Origin of the sequence: Oceanobacillus chungangensis (assembly GCF_003369565.1) — a bacterium.
Lineage (GTDB): Bacteria > Bacillota > Bacilli > Bacillales > Amphibacillaceae > Oceanobacillus > Oceanobacillus chungangensis.
The window spans coordinates 66,060-89,811 of record NZ_PIOD01000007.1; the positions used below are offsets into that span (position 1 = coordinate 66,060).

At 37.2% G+C, this 23,752-nt stretch carries 19 protein-coding genes and 1 rRNA gene; 4 read left to right on the plus strand and 16 right to left on the minus strand.

Annotated elements, in window-relative coordinates; all coding sequences use genetic code 11:
* Positions 1–22: 22 nt before the first annotated feature.
* The gene (locus CWR45_RS08235; protein ID WP_115749393.1) at positions 23–886 is read right to left on the minus strand and encodes an EAL domain-containing protein; all 864 of its coding nucleotides are present in this window, start codon (positions 884–886) and stop codon (positions 23–25) included.
* 200 nt (positions 887–1,086) lie between these two features.
* On the opposite strand from CWR45_RS08235, the gene CWR45_RS08240 reads away from it, so the two are divergent.
* The 3 genes from CWR45_RS08240 (at position 1,087) to CWR45_RS08250 (ending at position 4,672) form a co-directional block, all read left to right on the plus strand.
* Positions 1,087–2,340, plus strand: a complete 1,254-nt coding sequence (locus CWR45_RS08240) for a DNA polymerase IV (RefSeq protein WP_115749394.1) — start codon at positions 1,087–1,089, stop codon at positions 2,338–2,340.
* A 107-nt stretch (positions 2,341–2,447) separates the two neighbouring features.
* A complete protein-coding gene (locus tag CWR45_RS08245) occupies positions 2,448–4,151 on the plus strand; it encodes a sensor domain-containing protein (RefSeq protein ID WP_115749395.1) in 1,704 nt (567 codons plus the stop codon).
* Between the two features lie 275 nt (positions 4,152–4,426).
* Entirely contained in the window at positions 4,427–4,672 is a 246-nt protein-coding gene (locus CWR45_RS08250; protein WP_115749396.1) for a YuzB family protein, read from the plus strand.
* 335 nt (positions 4,673–5,007) lie between these two features.
* Here CWR45_RS08250 and CWR45_RS08255 read toward each other — a convergent pair whose 3' ends face one another.
* From CWR45_RS08255 to CWR45_RS08320, 14 genes are all read right to left on the minus strand, one after another.
* Positions 5,008–6,615: a M20/M25/M40 family metallo-hydrolase gene (locus tag CWR45_RS08255; RefSeq protein ID WP_115749397.1), complete on the minus strand. Its 1,608-nt coding sequence runs from the start codon at positions 6,613–6,615 to the stop codon at positions 5,008–5,010.
* Between the two features lie 221 nt (positions 6,616–6,836).
* The gene (gene ptsG, locus CWR45_RS08260; RefSeq protein ID WP_115749398.1) at positions 6,837–8,867 is read right to left on the minus strand and encodes a glucose-specific PTS transporter subunit IIBC; all 2,031 of its coding nucleotides are present in this window, start codon (positions 8,865–8,867) and stop codon (positions 6,837–6,839) included.
* Positions 8,868–9,052: 185 nt separating this feature from the next.
* Entirely contained in the window at positions 9,053–9,892 is an 840-nt protein-coding gene (gene glcT, locus CWR45_RS08265; RefSeq protein WP_115749399.1) for a glucose PTS transporter transcription antiterminator GlcT, read from the minus strand.
* 260 nt (positions 9,893–10,152) lie between these two features.
* Entirely contained in the window at positions 10,153–11,190 is a 1,038-nt protein-coding gene (locus CWR45_RS08270; RefSeq protein WP_115749400.1) for a Gfo/Idh/MocA family protein, read from the minus strand.
* A gap of 11 nt (positions 11,191–11,201) precedes the next feature.
* Positions 11,202–12,182 carry an ABC transporter permease gene (locus CWR45_RS08275; RefSeq protein ID WP_245975385.1) on the minus strand — a complete coding sequence of 327 codons (981 nt, stop codon included), beginning with the start codon at positions 12,180–12,182 and terminating at the stop codon, positions 11,202–11,204.
* Positions 12,183–12,255: 73 nt separating this feature from the next.
* Positions 12,256–13,776: a sugar ABC transporter ATP-binding protein gene (locus CWR45_RS08280; protein ID WP_115749401.1), complete on the minus strand. Its 1,521-nt coding sequence runs from the start codon at positions 13,774–13,776 to the stop codon at positions 12,256–12,258.
* A 160-nt stretch (positions 13,777–13,936) separates the two neighbouring features.
* On the minus strand, positions 13,937–14,902 hold the full coding sequence (locus CWR45_RS08285) for a substrate-binding domain-containing protein (RefSeq protein ID WP_115749402.1): 966 nt from the start codon (positions 14,900–14,902) through the stop codon (positions 13,937–13,939).
* 98 nt (positions 14,903–15,000) lie between these two features.
* Positions 15,001–15,990: a LacI family DNA-binding transcriptional regulator gene (locus tag CWR45_RS08290; protein ID WP_115749403.1), complete on the minus strand. Its 990-nt coding sequence runs from the start codon at positions 15,988–15,990 to the stop codon at positions 15,001–15,003.
* A 425-nt stretch (positions 15,991–16,415) separates the two neighbouring features.
* A complete protein-coding gene (gene arsC, locus CWR45_RS08295) occupies positions 16,416–16,856 on the minus strand; it encodes an arsenate reductase (thioredoxin) (protein ID WP_115749404.1) in 441 nt (146 codons plus the stop codon).
* Positions 16,857–16,868: 12 nt separating this feature from the next.
* Positions 16,869–18,167 (minus strand): arsenic transporter, encoded by a 1,299-nt coding sequence (locus CWR45_RS08300; protein WP_115749405.1) that lies wholly within the window; start codon positions 18,165–18,167, stop codon positions 16,869–16,871.
* A 15-nt stretch (positions 18,168–18,182) separates the two neighbouring features.
* Positions 18,183–18,530, minus strand: a complete 348-nt coding sequence (locus CWR45_RS08305; protein ID WP_115749406.1) for an ArsR/SmtB family transcription factor — start codon at positions 18,528–18,530, stop codon at positions 18,183–18,185.
* A 127-nt stretch (positions 18,531–18,657) separates the two neighbouring features.
* On the minus strand, positions 18,658–18,867 hold the full coding sequence (copZ, locus tag CWR45_RS08310) for a copper chaperone CopZ (protein ID WP_115749407.1): 210 nt from the start codon (positions 18,865–18,867) through the stop codon (positions 18,658–18,660).
* 31 nt (positions 18,868–18,898) lie between these two features.
* A complete protein-coding gene (locus tag CWR45_RS08315) occupies positions 18,899–21,283 on the minus strand; it encodes a heavy metal translocating P-type ATPase (RefSeq protein WP_115749408.1) in 2,385 nt (794 codons plus the stop codon).
* A gap of 12 nt (positions 21,284–21,295) precedes the next feature.
* Positions 21,296–21,598 carry a metal-sensitive transcriptional regulator gene (locus tag CWR45_RS08320; RefSeq protein ID WP_115749409.1) on the minus strand — a complete coding sequence of 101 codons (303 nt, stop codon included), beginning with the start codon at positions 21,596–21,598 and terminating at the stop codon, positions 21,296–21,298.
* 172 nt (positions 21,599–21,770) lie between these two features.
* Here CWR45_RS08320 and CWR45_RS08325 point away from each other — a divergent pair, with 172 nt between their 5' ends.
* The gene (locus CWR45_RS08325; RefSeq protein ID WP_115749410.1) at positions 21,771–23,339 is read left to right on the plus strand and encodes an FAD-dependent oxidoreductase; all 1,569 of its coding nucleotides are present in this window, start codon (positions 21,771–21,773) and stop codon (positions 23,337–23,339) included.
* 131 nt (positions 23,340–23,470) lie between these two features.
* Here CWR45_RS08325 and rrf read toward each other — a convergent pair.
* A 5S ribosomal RNA gene (rrf, locus tag CWR45_RS08330) occupies positions 23,471–23,586 on the minus strand.
* Between the last annotated feature and the right edge of the window lie 166 nt (positions 23,587–23,752).

Below are 23,752 nucleotides of genomic sequence, written 5' to 3' on the forward strand. Positions count from 1 at the left end.
CCCCTTTTATTCATGCTTGATATTATTTAAACACCATACTTGCTAATCCAGCTTTTATAGGCAAGGTCCCCTTTCTTAAGGTAGGCTTCGGTTTTCCTAGTGCATAACCCTGTCCCATATGAATACCCAATTGCTTGATGCATGCTAATTCCGAACTACTCTCAATCCCTTCTGCTATCACTTTCGTATTTGTTTTACAAGCGAATTCTACTAGTAACTCTACAATATTCCGCTTTTCCGAATGGCTTTCAATCTGTCTAATTAGCGATCGATCAATTTTAATGAATTCAGGTTTTAAATGGACTAATGTTTGCAGGCTGTTATAACCTGTTCCCGCGTCATCAACTGCAATTCTAAACCCCTGCTCACGGTAATTCTCAATTACTCTTTCAAACTGATTATAATTATTAATTGCCTCCTTCTCCGTGATTTCCAACACAATTTGACTCGGAGAAAGATTATGTTTTGCTAATAGTTCCAACGTAATCCCACTTTGATAATTACGATCTGTTAAAACTTGAGGTTGTATATTAAGAAATACTAATTGATTGATATATTCCAAATTAGTGTTGACCTGTTCCCGGTATTTTTCAAACGCAACCTCGCGGATGCAGCGCTCCACCTGAAATACATAATTACTGCTGGCAACATAATCATAAAATGTATCTGTTGTAGGAAATTGATTGGTACTTTCTGGACGATTCAGCACTTCAAAGCCAATAGTTGAACCATCCTGCAATGAAACAATCGGCTGAAATACGGTCGTAATCTTCTTAGATTTCAATACTCTTTGTACTTCTTCACTTTTTTTGAATTCTTGATAAATCGAATTCCAATTTGATTTTAGAAAACGGATAAAATTAAGCGTGCTATTTCGATACATCATTTCACCTTTTAATTATAATTTTCAGGACTCTTTACCTATTATAAGCTTAAAATATTAATCTACATGTATTATAATTGTAAATTCTTTGTAAATATGTACAAACTCTTCTCACCTAACAAGCTGCTAGAAGAAAATTCCATTGATATTTTTTATAAAACTGCATATAATAGGAACAAACGTTCTTATTGGTGGTGAATGAAATGGATTATTCAATTTATCCGCGTAATGATGTGCTCTGTATTGATATGCGTTCCTTCTATGCAAGTATTGAAGCTGTTAAATTAGGACTTGATCCAATGACAACAATGCTTGCAGTCGTAGGGGACCCAAATCGTTCAGGAAGTATTGTGCTTGCAGCATCCCCGGCCCTGAAAAAAAGGTATGGAATCAGCAATGTCAGCCGATTTTTCGAATTACCTGATGACCCGGAGATTCATGTTGTAGCCGCACATATGGCTGATTATTTACAGGTCTCACTAGAAATTACGAAATTAATGAATAATTATGCCCCAAAAGAAGCAATTCATCCCTATTCTGTCGATGAAATTTGGGTAACAGTAAATGGACTAGAGAAACTTTTTGGTGACCGCTGGCAAATTGCAAGAAAAATCAAAAAGGATATTTTGAACAGCTTCGGAATTACTGCCGCTATTGGAATCGGCGACAATAAATTCCTTGCAAAGGTTGTCATGGATCTTCATGGAAAAAAGCAAGGGATTGCCGAATGCAAATATGAGGATGTTTCGGAAAAACTTTGGCCATTTCCTGTAGAAGCAATCTGGGGAATTGGCAGCAGGATGAAAAGGAATCTGAATCGAATGGGCATCATTACGCTTGGTCAACTTGCCAACTACAGCTTAGAGCATCTTAAAAAGCGCTTCGGAATTATGGGTGAGCAATTGTATTGGCATGCTTGGGGAATTGATTTAAGCCCCGTTTTTGGTAATTTTACAAAATCAGAACAAAAAGGATTTGGTCACGGCATTGCCTTACTGCGTGACTATTCCAAGGAAGAGGTACCGATTTGTATTCTCGACCTTTGTGAGGAGGTTTGCCGCAGAACGCGAACAGCGGATAAGGTAGGGAAAACCATTCATCTTGGTATCTCCTATTCAAAAGTAACTGGTGGCGGGGGATTTTCCCGTTCAAGGTCGATTGCAATTCCAACCAATGTGACGATGGATATTTATCATGTTTGCATGCAATTATTCAGTGAATTTTATGATGGAAAAAGTATGATACGGCATGTCTATGTCACTTTAGATAATCTTTTTGAAAAAGGAGACATACAATTAGATCTTTTCGAGGATCGTGCAAAGAAGACAGATATTGGCTATGTTATGGATTCGATTCGCGATCGCTTTGGAACTACCGCAATACTACGTGCTTCTAGCTATACAGACGCTGGGGTCACACTGGATCGAAGTAAAAAGATTGGTGGACATTATGCATAGCCTGTCAATTTTAAATTTCTCTCGACGTAAAATGACCATAGACTAGAATAAAATATTCTAGTAAAATAAGACTAGATAAGTTGTTGGTGAAGAGAGAGGTAAATCAAATGAATGATACAACAAGATTTAACGAGATAGAGCAACAACTAAAGAATACGGAATATGCATTAAATGTATCATCAATTGTCATAACGACAGATGAAAATGGTATTATCGAATCAGTAAATGATAAATTTTGTAAAATCTCAAAGTATAGTCGCGATGAATTACTCGGCCGCAATTACCTTTCTATAAACGCTGTATATTTCAATGAACTGGAGGAAGTACTCCGAAAGGGAAATGTATGGCATGGAGAAATAAAAGGTATTGCAAAGGATGAAAGCGAATATTGGGTAGATACCACGATAGTCCCATTTCTAAACGAAAATGGCAATCCATACCAATACATCATAATATTACATGACATTACAACTCGGAAGCAATATGAGACAGACATTGAATCAATGGCATTCTATGATACATTAACCCAATTGCCTAATCGTAATCATTTACATCGATGGATTGCGGAGCATGAAATAGAAACAAATGAAACCACAACCGTGCTCTTTCTAGATCTTGATCGGTTTAGATACATTAATGATAATTTTGGCCATCAAAGCGGTGATTTTGTTTTGCAAGAAATTGCTAATCGATTAACGCAATGCCTCGGTGAAACAGATTTAATCATCAGGCAAGGTGGCGATGAATTCATTATCATTTTAAAGCATAATCATCCCGATGAAACAATTATTGATTTAGCTAAAAGGATATTACAGCAGGTTAGCCTGCCAATTCAGCTTTTAGATAAACAGCTTTCTATTCATCTTAGTATTGGTATTTCTAGAGAAACGGGTACGACAGACGTGCTTGATTCTACTAGCTTCATCGAATCATTAATTAAAAAGGCAGATACGGCAATGCTGCTTGCAAAAGAACAAGGCGGCAATGATTATTGTATCAGTACACCAGAGCAAAAGATAAAAATGGATCGACTGTTTAATATCGAATTAGAAATAAAGGATGCATTAAAGAAGAATGAGTTTCATATTGAGTATCAACCGTTAATAAACTTAAAGAATAATCAAATCGTTGGTGTGGAATCTTTGTTACGCTGGTCAAATCAAGCATTAGGCCCTATTTCCCCTGGAGAATTCATTCCAATTTTAGAAAAGACGGGTGACATTGTAACGGTTGGAAAATGGATATTATGGACTGTTTGCAATCAAATGAAGCTTTGGCAAGAAAATGGGACGCTCTTACAAAAAATTTCGGTAAATGTATCCCCTATTCAATTTAAAGAAACCAATTTTATCAATGATTTACAGGAGATTCTAAACGAGACACAATTAGATGCATCCTATTTGGAATTAGAAATTACTGAAGGAACCATATTAGAAATAAAAGATTCTGCAAAAACATTAGAGGCATTACAGGGTCTAGGTGTAAAAGTGTCAATTGATGACTTCGGCACAGGCTATTCATCGCTAAGCTACTTAAAGCAGCTGCCTATTGACACATTAAAAATCGATAAATCGTTTATTGATAATTTAGATGCAGATGGCGAGATAATCGTTAATACAATAATCAATATGGGGAAAAATTTACGGTTCCGCGTCATAGCAGAAGGCATTGAAAATAAACAGCAGCTTGACTATTTAAAACTTCAAAAATGTCATGAAGGACAAGGATACTATTTTAGTAAGCCGGTTAAAAGCGAAGTAATTCAGAAGCTGTACCATCAGTCAAGCAAAAATTGGCAGTCGATAGATTAAAGTTGACGGCTTTAGCAGCGGGTAAATTTACTACAATGAAAAACAATAAACACGTCATTTCATATTAGAAATAGCGTGTTTTTGATTTATATAGCAACATAAGAATAATTGATGTTGCTATATATATGGATACAATTCAGCGGATTCATTTACTAGAGCTATTTTTATAAATAAAATCCGCACTATTATTATCCCTTACTTCGAGTTAACATTCTTGTTTTAAGATTCAACTTCATGTAAGCTAGACGTATATTGAATAAGAAAGCGTGTTTTAAATGGGTATAATAATTGAAGTATGTGATTATAATTTACTTTCGGCAATGAAGCTTGAGGAAATCTTTGATCGTCCTGATGTTGCCGTCATGAGTTATGATTGCATGAATTTTTGTGGAATGTGTAGTATGGGACCATATGCCATGGTAAATGGCAAACGGGTATTTGGTAAAACGATTGACGACTGCATTTCCAAAATAAAAGCAACTGTTGAGAAAGAATTACAAGAGCTTGATAACTTGTATTAATATTTATATATGAAGCTGGCAGCCCTCACTTTTTGGTAGATGAAAAAGCATACAAGCTTTCTCACTACATAAGTGCAACTAAGTCTGTCGCAAAAGGCTTGGCGACAGACAAGTTTTCTAAAGAGATGCCAGCTTTAATTATAGAATAAGAGCGTGTAAAGAAAAGATTCCTCTATTTCAATTCACGTGACAAGAAAGGCCAAGTCCAGCTCCTAGCGAGATTACCCTCACCTCATGATAATCTAAAGAAGACTTTCCGATTGGTCAAACTAGAGGCGTGGTCGCACAAATACCCTTGTGGTGAAAGTGTCAACATCGATTCGCTTGTGCTTTTATTATTCCTGCCAAATCATTTGAACCATCTCATCTAAAATAGCAGGTATTATTTCAAAAGCATTTTTAATATGAAGTCGCTCAGTCCGTTTATGCGCATCCTTGCCAAATGGGCCAATATTTAAGACAGGGGCTTCTAGTTGCTGCATTTCAGCAAAGGGAATCGAATAACTATCGCCCCAAACTGGTGTGTTCTCTTCAAAGGTTGTCCATCCAGCGGTTGTCCCTTGATAATTAACATAGCTAAGGTCACATAAACCATTAAAATAGTGCACGCGCTCAATTGACAAATTATATTTCTCCAGCGCTCTTTGCTTTACAAAATCCGTACATGCTTCTATAAGTGTATTTCCAGTTGAATTTACTGCTGGATAATATGGTGGCGCAAATAAAATGATGATTGCTGGCGCCAGCTCTTGGCAATAAATCATGAGCTTATCTGCAATTCGCAGTGATTTCTCTCGATCATCCCATCCATCCTGATACGCTATATCTGCTTTTACTTCTTCGATTAACGACTTTCCAAGCTTAGCAGTTGCATAATCTAATAATGTTTTATAACGAATCACCTTTATTTTCCCAATTGGTTCAACGTGATTTCTTTTACAATTACGCTGATAATCTTCATTACATTTCTGAGCGGCTATCTTGGTAACGTTTTCATATATGTCAAAAACATCTGCTGCACTACGCTCAAATGTAAAGATGTTATATAATGCGGATGAGCGATATGGGGTCTGTGTAGAATATTCCAGCCGCAAATCAGTTTGCTGCAATGTTAATGGTAGTGGTGTCGTCTCCCCTAATACCGTTTCTTGAAAAGCATCATTCCACTCCATCTCTCTCGTTAAGTAAGAAGCAATATATGGCGATGTTAATCCACTAAGCGGCTCTCCAGCATGGGTTTCTTTTCCATAAAAAAGTGCCGCAGCCAGTAGCTTTCCAATCGATCCGGTATAAAGATAATGAGCATGGTCTTTCGGCTCTTGTGTAAACACAGGTTCACTATTCAAAAATAATGTATAGGTCAACTGATGCTTATCTTGTAATTCCAATAGAACTGGAACAGCCGCGCGCATGCCGGCGGAGTTAACCTCTTCGTCTGGAACCGTTAATAAGAGGAGATTAATTGGCCACTTTTCCATACTTGCTTTTTCAATTAGACGCATATGAAGGACTAATCCCATCTTCATATCCATTGTCCCACGGCCAAATAAATACTCCCCAGTATGTAAATCATTCCTGACTTCCTCTGAGAATTCATCTTGATTTTCTGTCCAGATTTTCGTTAATTCCTCTGGCTGGGTTGCTAACGGTTCATAATCACCATATTCTTCTGTATTCACGGTATCAAAATGGCTAATTAAACAAATTGTTTTTTTTGCATCGGGATGTCTGTATAAAGCTGTTAGTAATTTCCTCCTTAGGTCTGCATCATGGAGTTCCAATTGATCTGAATGCTGCTGAAAATAAGCGAGATCTTGTAATTTCGCTTGTAATTTCACAGGAAATTCTCGCTCCCCCTCTGATAATGTCATGCTTTTCCAGCTCACCAATTCATTTAATAAATCTCTTAGACTCTCTACTGTTTGCCATCTAGTTTCCGTCATATAAATACCCCCTTATTATATAAGAAGAAAGTCAATAATCTTCGTTTACTGAAAATTATCACATATGTAACACTTAATGTAAATATATGCGATGTTTGTTGAAGCAATATTAGAAAATCTAGTTATCACCACGCCTTAGTCGCACTTATGTAGTGAGCAAGTTATTATATTTCTTACCTACTTAAAAACCCGTTATGCTTCTAAAGCATAACGGGGATTCATTATTGAATGTTAATAATCTTTTCATCACCAATCTCTACGGAACCTTGTTTCGTTAGGCTCACCTTCTCACCTTCTTGCAAGTTTGTGAAGACGATTGGTGTCATTATCGATGGAGCATGTTCTTTCACATAGTCTAAATCAACATTTAATAAGGCTTGGCCTTTTACTACCTTGTCATCTTGTGCAACAAGCGCTTCAAAGCCTTTACCTTCTAATTTAACTGTATCAATACCTACATGAATCAATATTTCACGCCCAGCATCTGATTCTATGCCAATTGCATGTTTCGTTGGGAAGAGATTTACTATTTTCCCATCTACTGGTGACACAATCGTACCATGAGTTGGTACAATAGCAAAACCATCACCCATCATTTTCCCTGAAAAGACAGGATCTGGAACTTCACTGATTGGTTTGATTTCTCCTGTAATTGGAGAGACAAATACTTCTTCAGCTACAGAAGCTTTCAGAGGCTTCTCAGTTTTTCCAAGTTTCTTTTCTACTTTACGGGGCGTCTTTCCTGCCATAATATCTTGCATTTGACTCTTAATAATTTCTGAACGCGGTCCAAAGATAGCTTGAATATTATCTCCAACCTCTAATACTCCAGAAGCACCTAATTTTTTCAGACGTGCTTTATCCACATCACTCTGACTATTAACAGAAACACGAAGTCTCGTAATACAAGCATCTAAATGAGCAATATTTTCTTGTCCACCCATCGCTTCTAATACTTGAGCTGGCAAGCTATTATGATCGATAGCTGCACCTTCATTATCTTCATCATCTTCAGTAGTTTCACGACCGGGTGTCATTAGATTGAACTTCTGAATCATGAAACGGAAAATAACATAATAAATGACCGCAAATACAAGACCGGCAATAATTGCAAGCCACCATGGCTCTTGACCAGGTAAGATACCGAATAGCAGGAAGTCAATCCCACCACCAGAGAAAGTATACCCAATATTAACACTAAGGAACGTCATAAGCACAAAGGATAATCCATCAAGTACTGCATGAATTAAGAATAAAATTGGTGAAACAAACATGAATGAGAATTCAAGTGGTTCGGTAATCCCTGTTAAGAAAGATGTTAACGCACCTGAACCTAGTAAACCTGCAACCAGTTTTTTCCTTTCTGGTCGTGCAGTGTGATACATTGCTAGTGCTGCTGCTGGAAGTCCGAACATCATGATTGGGAATTCACCAGCCATAAAGTTACCAGCTGTAATTTCTACACCATCTCTAAGCTGTGCAAAGAAAATGGTCATATCTCCACGAACAAGCTCACCTGCAGCTGTTGTATAGGCACCAAATTCATACCAGAATGGTGCATGGAATATATGATGCAAACCAAATGGAATCAATAATCGCTTAATAAATCCGAAGAAGAATACTGCAAAATAAGTTCCCTCCTCAATTAACCATAGAGATGCTGTATTCATAGCATCTTGAACTGGCGGCCAAATAATTAACATTAAAAGACCGGCAATAAATGAGAAAGCTGCTGTCGCAATCGGTACAAAACGCTTCCCTGCAAAGAATCCTAAAAATGATGGCATTTCAATATCATGGAAACGATTATACGCATAAGCCGCAATCAACCCGATAATAATCCCACCAAACACACCTGTTTGCAAGGTTGGGATCCCTAATACACTCGCATATCCAGGATCAGATGCAACAGTATCAGCTGAAAGCTCTAACCATGAACCCATTACTTGATTCATTACTAAGTAACCAACCAATGCAGCAAGTGCAGCTGCACCATCACCGGCTAATCCAATTGCAACCCCAACTGCAAAGATGAGTGCCAAGTTACTAAAGATAATATTCCCAGCATCTTCCATTACTCGAGCAACTAATTGTAACCAATCTGCTTCAAGAAATGGTAAAAGCTGCAGCATCGCATCTTGTTGCGCGGCATTTCCTAACCCTAGCAGTAAACCTGCTGCAGGCAACATAGCGACAGGTAGCATTAATGCTTTACCTAATTTTTGTAAAACCCCAAAAAATTTCTTCCACATCGTGAAGAACCTCCTCTAAAGTATTTTTCAGCTGATCAAAGTCATTAACAAAAGGCAAAATAAAAACAGACATAAGCAAAGAAAAGAACTGAAAAGGAATATGGGTATTGCTCCCATATTTACACCATTCAATGTCCTTCCTTACTTATGCCTGATCGAATCAGTAACACGTAAAGATATAATTGCTATTTATTCTTTTGTAAGCGCTGAAGATGCATTGTAAGATAGACGGTTTCCGCCTCATATACAGGCTTCTTCAAGTACTGCTGCATAATCTTAATCAGCTTCCATGAAAGATTATAGCATAAAGGGTATTCATGTTTCAACAGATTTCCAATTTTTTCTGGTTCTTCCAACTTTTCTCCTTGGACAACACGTTCAATTGTAAACCGTAAATGCCGAACCAGCCGCATATAATCAAGGCTCTCTTTATCCAATGTAAAGTTAAGTTCTTCTTCGATTACATTAATTAAATACGTGACAAGCTGTGAGTGTTTATTCACTTCACCAAGCTCTTTATTCATCAATGCACTATGAATATGAAGCGTAATAAAACCTACTTCTCCTTCTGGGAGATAAATCCCAGTTTTTTCGCCAATTAATTCGACAACTTCCTTTGCCAATTCCTGTTCATATGGATAAAGTGTGACAGTTTCAATCAAAAATGGATTATTAATCGTAAATCCGTTCCGAACCCTTTCCAATGCGAATAATAAGTGATCGGTTAATCCAATATGAATATGTTCATTTAAATTTCCAGAAACACGTTTGCTAATGTGTTCAATTGCCTCGATAATCACGCTTTGAAGGCTTTCATCCATATTCGGAATTAATTTTTTATATTGCTCTTGTTCCTTTGCACTTTTAACTACAAATACTTTATCAGCCCCATCAATGGAAAGCTGCTCATCCGTTTTCCGATTGAAGCCAATACCGTTACCAATTACAATGACTTCCCCATCCTCTTGATGGTTGGCCATCACGACATTATTATTTAGCACTTTAATAATTGTTGCCGCTACCAATTTATTTCCTCCTACAAACATACAGAATACTTCTCTACTATTTTATATGCCTACATTATTCAAAATCCTCTTGTATAATAGCATACATTTAATGAGTCGTATATACTAGAAAATAGACTTAAAAAATTGTAGTTGGATTTCTCTATACAGTTAGGACTTATTCGCGCTCACGCTGAGATTCATTAGCCATGAAAAGAGCTCCACTTCTTCGAGAATCGAACGTCCCGTTCCAATAAATTAAACACATATAACGAGCGCTGCTATTTTACAAACACCACCCGGCTTGTTTCAGCTGCTTCAAGTAAAGCCAGCAAAACCTTCAAAGAAGCTAACGATTCTTCACCACTAATTATCGGTTCTCTATTAAGGCGAACACAATCTACAAATTCATCGATTACACCAGAATTCGTTTGATAATCATTGGTCTGAATAGATTCTAATTGATAATTCACCTTTTCTCCATCTCTTGTAATTACTTCTAATTGGTATTCTGGATGATAATAGATTTTAAGAATTCCTTTTTGACAATAGATAATCGTACTATTGTCTTCTTCCCCGTAATAGGTCCAAGAGAAAGAAGCCGTTCCAATTCGTCCCCGCTTCGTCTTTAAACTGCAAACTAGATTGTCCCCAACATCAATCGGTTTGCCAGTCTCATCTACCTTATCCAATGCAGCTTGAAATGCACTTACTTGTTCGATCTCATCCTCTAGTAGATAGTGGAGTAGATCTAATTTATGCAACCCTAAATCACCTGCCACTCCAAACCCTGAGCGATTCTTTTTAAAAAACCAAGTAGCATTGGATTTATTCACTGCCCAATGCTCAGGACCTTTATGGCCAAATGTCGTTCGAAAGGTTAATACATTTCCAAGGCTTTTATTCTGAATGATTTCCTTTGCCTTCTGGTGGGCACGGTTAAACCGTTGATTAAAATCAATCATTAATTTCTTCCCAGATTTCTTTTGTACTTCAATCATTTTCTCTGCTTGTTCAATCGTTAATGCAATCGGTTTTTCACATAGGACATGCTTTCCTTTTTGTAATGCCTTCGTTGTAAAGATATGATGGGATTCATTAGAGGAACAATCACTAATTATTTGAATCATTGGATCATCAAATAATTCATCAATTGTGCTCGCAACTGTCCCATCAAATCTTGCAGCTAAGTCCATTGCTCTTTCTTTATTTCTATCGAAAAACACAATCCCATTAACATATGGATTTGCTAAATATTCTGGTGCATGGCGTTGTTTAGCTATTGATCCGCATCCAATAATTCCTACTTTCATAGCCAAACCATTCCCTCCTAATCTCTCTTTTGAAATACTACGGCAACAATGATAATCAAACCTTTTACAAACCCTTGCAAATGTGGAGAGACATTCATTAAATTCATCATATTATTTAAGATTCCTAGGATGAGGACACCGAAGAATGTGCCAATAATTTTCCCTCGTCCCCCTGTCATTCTTGTTCCCCCAATAATTACAGCAGCAATTGCATCTAGTTCATATGCAGATCCAGAGCTTGAGGATGAGATGGAATTTAGACGTGAGGTTTCGATTATCGCTGCTACACTAACTAATAGGCCCGCTAAAGTGTACACACCAATTTTTACACGATCAACCCGAATTGCAGATAGAAGTGCTGCTTTCTCATTACTGCCAATCGCATAAACATAGCGACCAAATCGGGTTTTCTGCATTAGTAAATACACGAAAATAGTCATCACAAGGAAAATAATAATCGGGTAATCAATGATCCATATATCCCTATTTGCAATTGCAGTAAATCCAGAAACCTCTCCAGAAATACTCCCCCCATCAGCAGTATATAACGCGATTGATCTTGCTGCGGCCATCATCCCGAGGGTAGCGATAAAGGAGGCAATTTTTCCTTTGGCAATCATTAACCCATTGAGAAATCCTGCAAATGAGCCAACAACAAATGCAGTTAGAATCGCAATCAATATGTTTCCTGATGCATTTAGGGAGATTACTGTAATAACACCGACTAATGCGAGCACAGATCCAACTGAGAGGTCAATTCCACCTGATAACATTACGACTGTCATCCCTAAAGAAACGATACCGATAATCGAAACTTGCATGAATATATTTAATTGATTATTGAGATCTAGAAATCTAGGACTCATAAACGATGCAATTATAAAAATAAGTAAAAATGCGATAATTACACTGTACTCAGACCATAGCCAGTTTAATCCATTTTTAACATTTACTTTCTTTTTGGCTTCGTTTGGGATTTTAGCTTGTGTATTCGCCAATTTGATTAACCTCCCTTTTTGGTAGTTAAGAAAGTATAAAATATTTCTTACTACATAAGTGCAACTAAGGCTGTCACCGAAAAGCTTGGTTATACCTTAGTTTTCTAAAACCAGTTGCATAACGCATGATTTCATCCTCCGATGTTTCTTCACCTTTCAATCTAGCAGTAATTTCACCTTGATACATGACATGAATAGTCTGACATAACTTTAATACTTCAGATGCTTCAGAAGACAGAATGATAACTGCTTTTCCTTGTTCCGCTAATTCGATAATATGCTGATAAATTTCCCGTTTTGCACCGACATCAATACCTTGGGTTGGATTGTCAAAAATGATAACATCGGAATTCACTTCAAGCCATTTGGCAATAATTACTTTTTGCTGATTTCCACCACTTAGTTTATCAATTGTAATACGAGGGTTATTCACTTTGATATTTAATTTTTCTTTGTAATATTGAAAAGTGTTAAGCTCCTTTTTTGCCTGTAGCATTCCCGATTTTTCAAAATGACCTAAAGAAGAGAGACTCATATTATGGATGACACTTAAGTCTTTTATAATGGCATTCTCCTTTCGATCCTTAGGAACAAATCCAACCCCTGCTTGCAGCGCTTGATACGGATGGTCCATTTTGACAATTTGTCCATTCACTTTTATTTCACCAGAATATTTCCTCCGGTAGCCGAATATGCTCTCGAAAAGCTCCGTCCGACCATCCCCAGCCAATCCAATAAAACCAATAATCTCACCCTTACGAACTGTAAAGTCAATCGCTTTAAATAGACCTTCACTCATCATATCTGTCACTTCTAAGGCGACGGGACCTAGCTCTGAATAATGATTAAAGCGCTCTTCGGAAATAGATTTACCAACCATAAGCTTCGTAATATTATCCAGATTCTCAACTTGAACCTCTCCACTTCCAACTACGTTTCCATCACGAAGAACTGTATAGTAATCACAAACTGCTTTAATTTCCTTCAATTTATGGGAAATATAAATAATTGAAACCCCTGATTGTTTAAGATTTCTCATTAAGTCAAACAGGCGTTTTACCTCATGCTCTGCCAAGGAGGATGTCGGCTCATCCATAATAATCAGTTTCGAATTATGCAAAAGCGCCTTGGATATCTCAATTAACTGTTTGTAGGAAGTATCTAAATCACGAACATACTTTTTCGGATTTATCTCAACACCTAATTCAGCCAAAATATTACTAGTTTGGACACACATTTCTTCAACATTTAAAAAACCTAATTTATTTCTTAATTCGGAACCGAGAAACATATTTTCATAAACACGTAGATCTGTTACCATACTTAATTCCTGATGAATGAAGCTAATACCGTGACTTTGGGATGATCTTGTATCCGTAATCCTCACTTCTTCCCCATTTACCTCGATTGTTCCCCGATCCGGTTCAATTACGCCACCTAATATATTCATCAGCGTAGACTTTCCAGCCCCATTTTCCCCTAAAAGAGCATGGATTTCCCCTTTCTCTACCTCTAGTGAAACTCCTTTTAAGACGGGAACACCATTAAACGCCTTTTCAATATTGTTCATTGTAATGAAAGAATTCGATGACATAACAACCTCTCCTTATATAGGAAAAAAGGAAATACAATGACATTCAAGTTGTATTGTATTTCCTCCAATTATTAAAAAGTTAGTTGTCACCAAGCTTTTGGGTGACAGCCTTGATTGCACTTATGTAGTAAGAAAGTTTTTATACTTTCTTTACTACCAATTAAAATTTAGAATCAGGGTCATAATACTCTTCTACATTGTCTTTTGTAACTTCAGTAGCCTCTAAAATAACATCCGTTTCCGCAGGATTTTCACCCTTCGCTAATTGTGCTGCAATCTTCACCCCTTCTCTTACCATTGTTGGAGAATATAAGAAGGTTGCCGAAACCAGTCCATCATCACGAATACTTTCAAAAACCTCTTTCCCTCCACCTGCACCAGTAACAAATTGAATATCATCTCGACCTGCTTCTTTAATTGCTTGAATTACGCCAAGTGCCATCCCATCATCCTGTGTAAAAACAGCATCGATTTCAGGTTGTGCTTGCAAAATGTTTTGCATCACTTCCAATGATGTTTCCGTTGAAAAGTCTCCACTTTGAGAAGCAACGATTTCCATTCCTGCTTCACTACCGATTGCTTCCTTAAACCCTGCCCCACGTTGCTCAGTTACAGAGTTTGGTGGTCCAGTAATTTCTACTACCTTCCCTTTTCCATTTAACTTCTCTACAAAGTATTTCCCAGCATTGACGCCAATCCCTTCATTATCTCCCTTTACAACAACCGTGGCTGCATCGTTTTCTAATTCCCGGTCAACAACAACTAACGGAATACCTGCATCATTAATTTTCTGTCCCACCGGAGAAAGTGCTGCTGACTCAATAGGTAATAATACAATCGCATCTACTTCCTGGGCAATCAAATCATCCACATCATTTGCTTGTGTATTAGGATCCGACGCATTTGTAATTACATAATTAATTCCATCACTATCTTTTATTTCCTTAGCCTGTTCTTCCGCGTTTTCAATTAACGCCCCCATCCAACCATGCGTTGCAGAAGGTAGTGAAATACCAATCGTTAAATCTCCTTCTTCTCCGCTAGTTTCCTCACTATCTTCCCCACCACAAGCTGCAAGAACGAGCATGGTGAACATCACGACTAAGATTAATAATTTCTTTTTCACTTAATATAACCCCCAATTTCTTTGTAATAAATTACCTCTAAAATAAATATAATCGATACCATTTCGGGTCAGCGAATAACAAAATCCATATAATATTCCTACCCAGAGGTTGACCCACGAATCACTAGCTCATGATCTAGAATCACGCTTTCAACCTCTTCCCCTTTTATTTTATTGATTAGCATATTTGCTGCAAATACTCCCATTTTGTACATTGGTTGTGCTATTGTTGTCAATGTTGGATGGGTCATATTCGAAAAGTCAATTTTATCAAAGCCAACAATTGCAATATCATTCGGTACATGCAATCCTTTGCTAATTACTTCCTTTAATGCACCAATCGCAAGTAGATCAGAAACAGCAAATACTGCAGTTGGACGATTTGGTAGATAAAGGATTTTTTTCATTATTTGCTGTCCAGATTCAAATCCTAATTTTTTAGTGTGGAAAATATTATTATCATTAATTGCTATGTCATGTTCCTCTAACGCCCTTTGATAGCCTAATTTACGTTGACGTGCATAAAGAAACCTTTCATCAGAATTAATAAGGGCAATACTTTTATGCCCAATTTTTATTAAATGCTTAACAGCATGATATGCGGCTTCTTCATTATCAATCGTTACATATGGAATATCACTGCCTAGGATATATTCACTGCATTGAATGATTGCATATTTTTGGGATAAATTAACAAGGCGTTCTTCATTTATAGCAGGGTCCATCGAGATTATTCCATCTGCCATTCTATTTTTTACTAAGTCAAAGTAAATATTTTCTCGATCGGGATTGGAGTCTGTTTCACATAGGAGAATATGATAATTTTGGCTGATTACGGTACTTTCAATACCTTTAATGATTTCAAAATAAAATGGATTGGAGATATTAGGGATAATAATTAGGAGCAAGCGAGTTTCCGAATTTCGTAAATTTCTTCCTAACATATTAGGCTCGTAGTTTAATTTCTTAATCGCCTCCTCAACGAGTGCTTTAGTTTTAGCAGACACATTCTTTTGCTTATTCAGTACTCTGGAAACGGTGGCTACTGAAACCCCCGCTTCTTCAGCAACCTGTTGGATGTTGGCCATGTCCTTCTTCCTACCTTCTACGCTACAATAATGAATGTAATCGTTTTCATTTATATGATAGTCGATTCATAATTATCTGTCAATAATTATTTTAATATTTATTTTTCCCATTCATCGTGATTGTTTATATAATTTATAATGGATTACATATTTAGTAAAAAGTAATTGCTTCCTCCGCACAAAAAAGACGTTTACTTCTTAGTCGGTGTATTAAATGTTCTTCCTCTCTAGTTTGTTTCACAGTGAATCGTTGCAATATATGATTTTAAAGTAAATGATTTGAATTTGTTTCGAGCCCTCAAACACCCCTTGAAACTTTATTCGGATTTGTTCGTTTTTGCAAAAGAGAAAAAGACAGAGGAGACTTACAGCTTCTCCCCTGTATAACACTCCAGGTATTTTATCTCCAGGGGTTGCTTTCCAAACTAATCTAGTCTGTTACTACCAGACTTTTCACTTACAGCAAATCGCTCTATCCGCTCGCCAATTTCATCCCGAACACGCTGGAACACCTGCCATACTTCCTCTTCTGTTCCAACTGCTTTTGCTGGATCATCGAATCCCCAGTGCTCACGTCTGACATGTGACGGTGTCATGGGACAGCGATCCGCTGCATCCCCACAGAGCGTTACAGCCATCGTAGCATGATTCAGGAACTCGGAATCAATCATCTCAGATTGTTGCTTCGAGATATCGAGACCAACTTCTTCCATCGCTTTTACAGCCTTAGGATTCAATCCATGCGCCTCGATTCCCGCACTTCTAACTTCCCATTCATCACCGAGGTATTTTTTTGCCCAACCTTCTGCCATTTGACTTCTGCATGAATTACCCGTACATAAGAAATAAATTGATTTTTTAGCCATAAGTCCATCTCCTTAAAAAATAAGTAACGTTAAGTATAATCCTAATAACGTAATAAACAGTATCGGAATCGTTAAGATTATTCCCGTTTTAAAATAAGTACCCCATGAAATTTTGATACCTTTGGCAGATAATACATGGAGCCATGCTAGTGTTGCCAGAGAACCAATTGGTGTAATTTTAGGACCTAGATCAGATCCAATGACATTACTATAAACTAATGCTTCGCGAATCATTCCTGTTGTATTGGTTTCAGCAATTGCCAAGGCATCAATCATCACTGTTGGCATATTATTCATCAGTGACGATAAGATAGCTGCAAGGAATCCCATTGCCATTGTAGCAATGAATAACCCTTGTTCCGCAGCAGTCTGGATAACTATTGCGAGCAGTGCAGTAAGTCCTGCTTTCCCTAAGCCATATACAACTAAATACATACCGATGGAAAAGAAAACGATATTCCATGGTGCTTCTTTTAGAACCGCCTTAGTATTGACAGCATCACTGCGTCTTGCCATGATTAAAAATAAAATTGCAATTATACCAGCTACAAAAGAGACTGGGATTTTAGTGAATTCACTTGAAAAATAACCAATCAATAATAATGCAAGTACATACCAAGACAAACGGAACATTTTAGGATCTCGTATTGCTGTCCGTGGTACATGTAATTTCGTCAAATCGTATTTTCTAGGAATGTATTTTCGAAAATAAAGGTATAACACGATTATCGTTACAATTAGTGAAAATAGGTTTGGAATAATCATCCTGGAAGCATACTCAACAAATCCAATCCCAAAGAAATCTGCTGAGACAATATTTACTAAATTACTTATGACAAATGGGAGTGACGTAGTATCGGCAATAAATCCACTCGCAATAATAAATGGAAAGATCATCTTTTCCGAAAAATCTAGATTGCGTACCATTGCAAGAACGATCGGTGTTAGAATTAATGCCGCCCCGTCATTTGCAAATAGAGCAGCAACAATTGCACCTAAAACACTAATATAGATAAACATTAAAATCCCATTACCTCTTGCCACTCTTGCCATATGTAAAGATGCCCATTCGAATAACCCAATTTCATCTAAAATAAGAGAAATAAGTATAATGGCTACAAAAGATATGGTTGCATTCCAAGTTATCCCAATAACTTCTGTAACATCATGAAAATCTACTACACCTGCTATTAAGGCAAGTATCGCTCCACCAATTGCAGACCAGCCGATTGATAATCCCTTTGGCTGCCAAATTACTAAAATAAGTGTTACTAAAAAAATAAATATCGCTAATATAAGTGATACTGACAAAATATGTTCCTCCGATTAACAACAAGAAATACGTGTACCATTTTTTTCTAGTTTGATTATTTTAAAATCCTGGTTAGGAAGTTGATCTAGCACCTGTTTTAAAAATGGATAGTCCTCATTACGCTTATTAACGGAATAAAAGATCCACTGTCCTTTTCTTTCTTCTCGAACCAATCCAATATCTTTTAGTTTACGTAGATGTTGACTTATCGCTGGTTGACTCATTTGAAAAATCTCGACAAATTCACATACACAGCACACATGCTGATCGAGTATCTTCATCATCGTCAAGCGCGTTTGATCACCTAATAATTTCAAAATTAATGCAGCTTTCTCCATCTCTATGGACGTTTCCATTAACATCAATACCTCACTCCTATTACCTATATAATAATATAACAATTTACTTATATATCCAAGTTAATAAATTATAAAGTTTTTCATGGTACAAGAAAAGCTGATTCCATTTTAAGGAAATCAGCTTTTCTTATTATGAAGCTACTACGTCATAGCCTTGCTCTTCAACTGCTTCACGCATTTTATCTAATGTTACTTCTGCTTGATCATAAGTTACCTCTACATTACCAGTTGTTAAGTCAACTTCTGCAGATTTCACGCCAGTTAACTCATTCAATACACCTTCTACTGACATTTTGCAATGTCCGCATGTCATCCCTTTTACGGCTAATCTAGTTTTCATCTTTATCCCCCCTTTCAAAATCATTTATGAATTATATCTTCACTCGTTTTAAACGAAGTGAATTAGACACGACACTTACAGAACTTAAAGCCATTGCTGCACCAGCAATCCATGGTGCAAGCAGTCCAAGTGCTGCAATTGGAATCCCCGCACTATTATAGCCAAATGCCCAGAAAAGATTTTGACGGATATTTTTAATTGTTTCATGACTGATCTTTATCGCTTTAGGAATAAGCAATAACTCTCCACCTAGTATCGTCACATCCGCTGCCTCAATTGCGACCTCGGTTCCTGTCCCAATTGCAATCCCAATATCTGCAGTTGCTAAAGCAGGTGCATCATTAATACCATCTCCAACCATCGCTACCTTTTTACCTTGTGATTGTATTTCTTTTACTTTATCCGCTTTTTCCTTAGGGAGAACTTGAGCAATGACACTGTCAATTCCTACCTGCTTCGCAATTGCTTGTCCAGTTCTTTCATTATCACCAGTTAGCATAACTACCTCTAAACCTTGTTCCTTCAGTTGTCGAATAGCTTCTGGTGCAGTTTCTTTAATTGTATCGGCAACCGCAACTGTACCCTTGTATAGGCCATTAATTGCAATTAGCATCGCTGTTTTACCGGCTAATTCAAACTTCATTAACTCTTGCTCAGCTTCCCCTATTTCAACTTGATGATCATTCATTAAATTACGATTTCCAACAATAATGCTATTGCCAGCAATCAATGCTTCTATACCTTGACCAGGTATTGCACTGAAATTATCTACTTCGATTAAACGAATCTCCATCTCCATTGCATAGGCAACAATCGCTTCTGCGAGTGGATGTTCCGATCCTTTCTCAGCACTTGCTAATAATTGTAAGGTTTCATCATCAGCAGTAAAGTTTGTAACTTCAGGTTTTCCTTTCGTTATCGTACCTGTTTTATCTAGAACAATTGTATTCAACTGATGGGTGCGTTCAAGATGTTCGCCACCCTTGAAAAGAATCCCGCTCTCTGCTGCTTTACCAGTCCCCACCATAATCGAAGTTGGAGTTGCGAGCCCCAATGCACATGGACAGGCAATTACAAGAACAGCAATTGCTGCAACTAATGCTGGTTCAAATTCACCTGGTTGTATAAATGCAATCCAAACAATAAAGGTAAGTATAGCAATTCCTACAACAATCGGCACAAAATAGCCAGAAATAACATCAGCTAGCCGCTGGATTGGTGCTTTTGATCCTTGGGCATTTTCCACTGCTTTGACTATTGATGCAAGTGCTGTATCCTTCCCAACCTTTGTTGCTTCCATCTCAATTGAACCATTTTTATTGATCGTTGAACCAATGACACTCGCACCTGAATCTTTCTCTATTGGAATGGATTCGCCTGTTATCATCGATTCATCAATAGATGTTCTTCCTTTAACAACCATCCCGTCTACCGGTATTTTCTCACCTGGTTTTACAATGAGTCGATTACCGACAACGACATCTTCAATTGGAACCATCACTTCCTCGCCATTTTTTACAATACGCGCTTGTTTTGCCTGTAAATTTAGCAATTTTGAAATCGCAACAGTCGTTTGACTTTTTGCTCTTGTTTCCAAATATTTACCAAATAAAATTAGCGTAATTAAAATTGCACTCGTTTCAAAATAAAGATGTGGCATATAGCTAGGATTACCGATTGTTTTAAATGCTTCATATAAACTGTAAAAATAAGCAGCACTTGTTCCGAGTGCGACAAGTACATCCATATTCGCTCCGCCATTGCGTAAATTCTTATAAGCCCCAACATAAAATTGCCAGCCAATAATAAACTGAACAGGAGTTGCTAATATAAATTGAAACCATGGATTCATCAAAAGCTCAGGTATATTCATACCAAACAAATGAACAAGCATCGTTAAAAGTAAAGGAAGAGATAGCACAGCTGAAATGATAAGCTTCGTCTTCATTAGTTTCAATTGGCGCTCTTTATGCGTTTGCTTTTCTTGTTTGTCTTCCTTAGGCTTAGCGTCATAACCTATTTTTTGTATTTTACGAATGATCTCTGCTTCATCTATCATGCCTGGATTATATTCGATTGATGCACTCTCTGTAGCTAAATTAACATTTGCAAGTGTCACCCCTGCTTGCTTATTCAACACTTTTTCAATTCGTGTGGAACAGGCTGCACAAGTCATTCCAAAAACATCTAGGTGCGACTTTTCTGTAAGCACTCCATAACCCATATTCTCTATCTTTGATGCAATAGCGTCCATGCTGGTTTTCGCAGGATCAAAATCGATTGTTGCTTTTTCAGTTGTAAGATTTACTTGTGCTTCCACACCATCGATTTTATTTAAAACTTTTTCAATTCGATTCGAGCACGCAGCACAGGTCATCCCTGTTACAGCAACCGTCGTATGATTTGTTATACTCATCCTATGCCCTCCTTACTTAGAAATTTGTTTCATCACTTCCATTAACTCTTCAATCATGTCATTTCCTTCTCCAGACTGCACTGCATGACTAACGCAATATTTCATATGTCGTTCAGCCACGGTATAACCAACTTTTTTCAATGCTGCATTGATCGCACTGATTTGTACTAGAATATCTACACAATAACGATCTTCTTCCACCATTTTCTGAATTCCACGTACTTGGCCTTCAATTCTTTTTAGTCGGTTTACAACAGCTTTCTTTTCCGATTCTGTCCGAGGTGTTATTGGATGTTCATGTAAGAATTTATCCAATGATATCACTCCCTATTCTTTATAATTATACTATACCCCCCTAACGTATAATAGTCAATGAATTAGCTTTTTATCTGATAAGCCTACATCAATTCTGCGATTAAATATGTATGGATACCATAATTTGGAACATAATAAAGACATCATTCAACACATAATGGAGGAGTTACTAATGACACAAAATGGGCAATCATTTTCGGAGCATCCTAAGTCTTATTGGCAAGATTTTATCGATTTCCCAAATTTCCCTAAACTCGATCAAGATATTGAAGTAGATGTGGCGATTGTTGGTGGGGGTATTACAGGAATTATTTCTGCCTACCTGCTAGCAAATGAAGGATTAAAGATTGCTATCTTAGAAGCAGATGAGTTAATGAATGGAACAACAGGACATACTACAGCAAAAATTACAGCACAGCATGATCTTATCTACGATGAGTTCATTACAAATATAGGCAAAAGCAAGGCAAGGTTATATTACGAGGCGAACATTGAAGCACTGGATTTCATCAAGAAAACAATTAAGGAGCATAAAATTGATTGCGATTTTAGCAGTCAAGATGCTTATCTTTATTCAACAACAGATGAGTATGCGAAAAAGATTGAAAAAGAAGCGGAAGCGTATGAAACGTTACGTATTGCTGGGGAATTGGTTGAAACTATTCCATTAGATATAAACATTAAAAATGCACTAATTATGAAAAATCAAGCACAGTTCCATCCAATTAAATTTCTTCTAAACCTAGTCGAAATCATAAAACGAAAAGGTGGACTTATTTTTGAAAACACAACAGCAGTAAATATCGAAACTGGAAAACCACCAACCGTCCTTACCCGTGATGGATTTCGAGTCAATTGTAAGCATGTGCTAGCCTGCTCTCATTTTCCCTTTTATGAGGGATTAGGACTCTACTCTACGCGATTGCATGCAGATCGATCATATGTTGTAGCAGCGAAGCCTAAGAAGCCATTTTCAGATGGTATCTATATTAGCGCCGATCAGCCTACCCGTTCACTTCGTTCTGTTAACATCAATGGTGAAGAGATGGTACTTATAGTTGGTGAAAGTCATAAGACAGGTCAAGGTGAAGAAACTATAAAACATTACGAAGCTTTAGAATCCTTTGGTCAGCAGGTTTTTGGGCTTGAATCCATTCCCTATTATTGGTCTGCACAAGATTTAGTCACGCTAGATAAAGTACCATATATAGGTGAGATTACGTCTGGGCAGCCAAATATCTTAATAGCGACTGGCTTCAGAAAATGGGGTATGTCGAACGGGACTGCAGCCGCACTTCTATTTCGAGATATCATTTTAAGAAGAAAGAATCGTTTTAAAAATTTATACACACCATCTAGATTTATTGCAAATCCTAGTCTGAAAAATTTCTTAGTTGAGAATGCAAATGTTGCTACAAATTTAATTAAAGGTAAACTTCAAATGACCAATATTAATCCTGAAACCTTAGCAAACGATGAAGGTGCAGTTATTACTATTAAAGGTGAAAGAAAAGGTGCATATAAAGATAAGGATGGGCAGTTACATATTGTTGACACTACTTGTACACATGTAGGTTGTGAAGTTGAATGGAATAATGGCGACCGTTCTTGGGATTGCCCTTGCCATGGATCCAGATTTTCCTATACTGGTGAAGTTCTAGAAGGTCCAGCAGAAAAGCCTTTACAGAAGTATGATTATAAAATGATCGATAACCTAACCTCCGAAGATTCAGGTTATTGAGTTACAAAAAACGGATAGATTAATGTATATTGCATTAATCTATCCGTTTTTTATTATCGATATTTTTCTTAATATTGAACATAATAAAACACTAAGAATATGATCATTCATAACCTTAGTGTTTTTATTTAGCCTGGCGGCGTCCTACTCTTGCAGGGACAAAGTCCCAACTACCATCGGCGCTGAAGAGCTTAACTACTGTGTTCGGGATGGGAACAGGTGTGACCTCTTCGCTATTACTACCAGACCTACAGGATGTGGGTCGTTCGGTGTTGTTCATAGGACGTGAACGGTTTTAACCGAACTTCCTTAAAGATTTTAGGTTTGTACTCTAAAAACTAAATAAGAGTAATGGTCAACGACAATCAAATAATAATTTAGTTAAGTCCTCGATCGATTAGTATCCGTAAGCT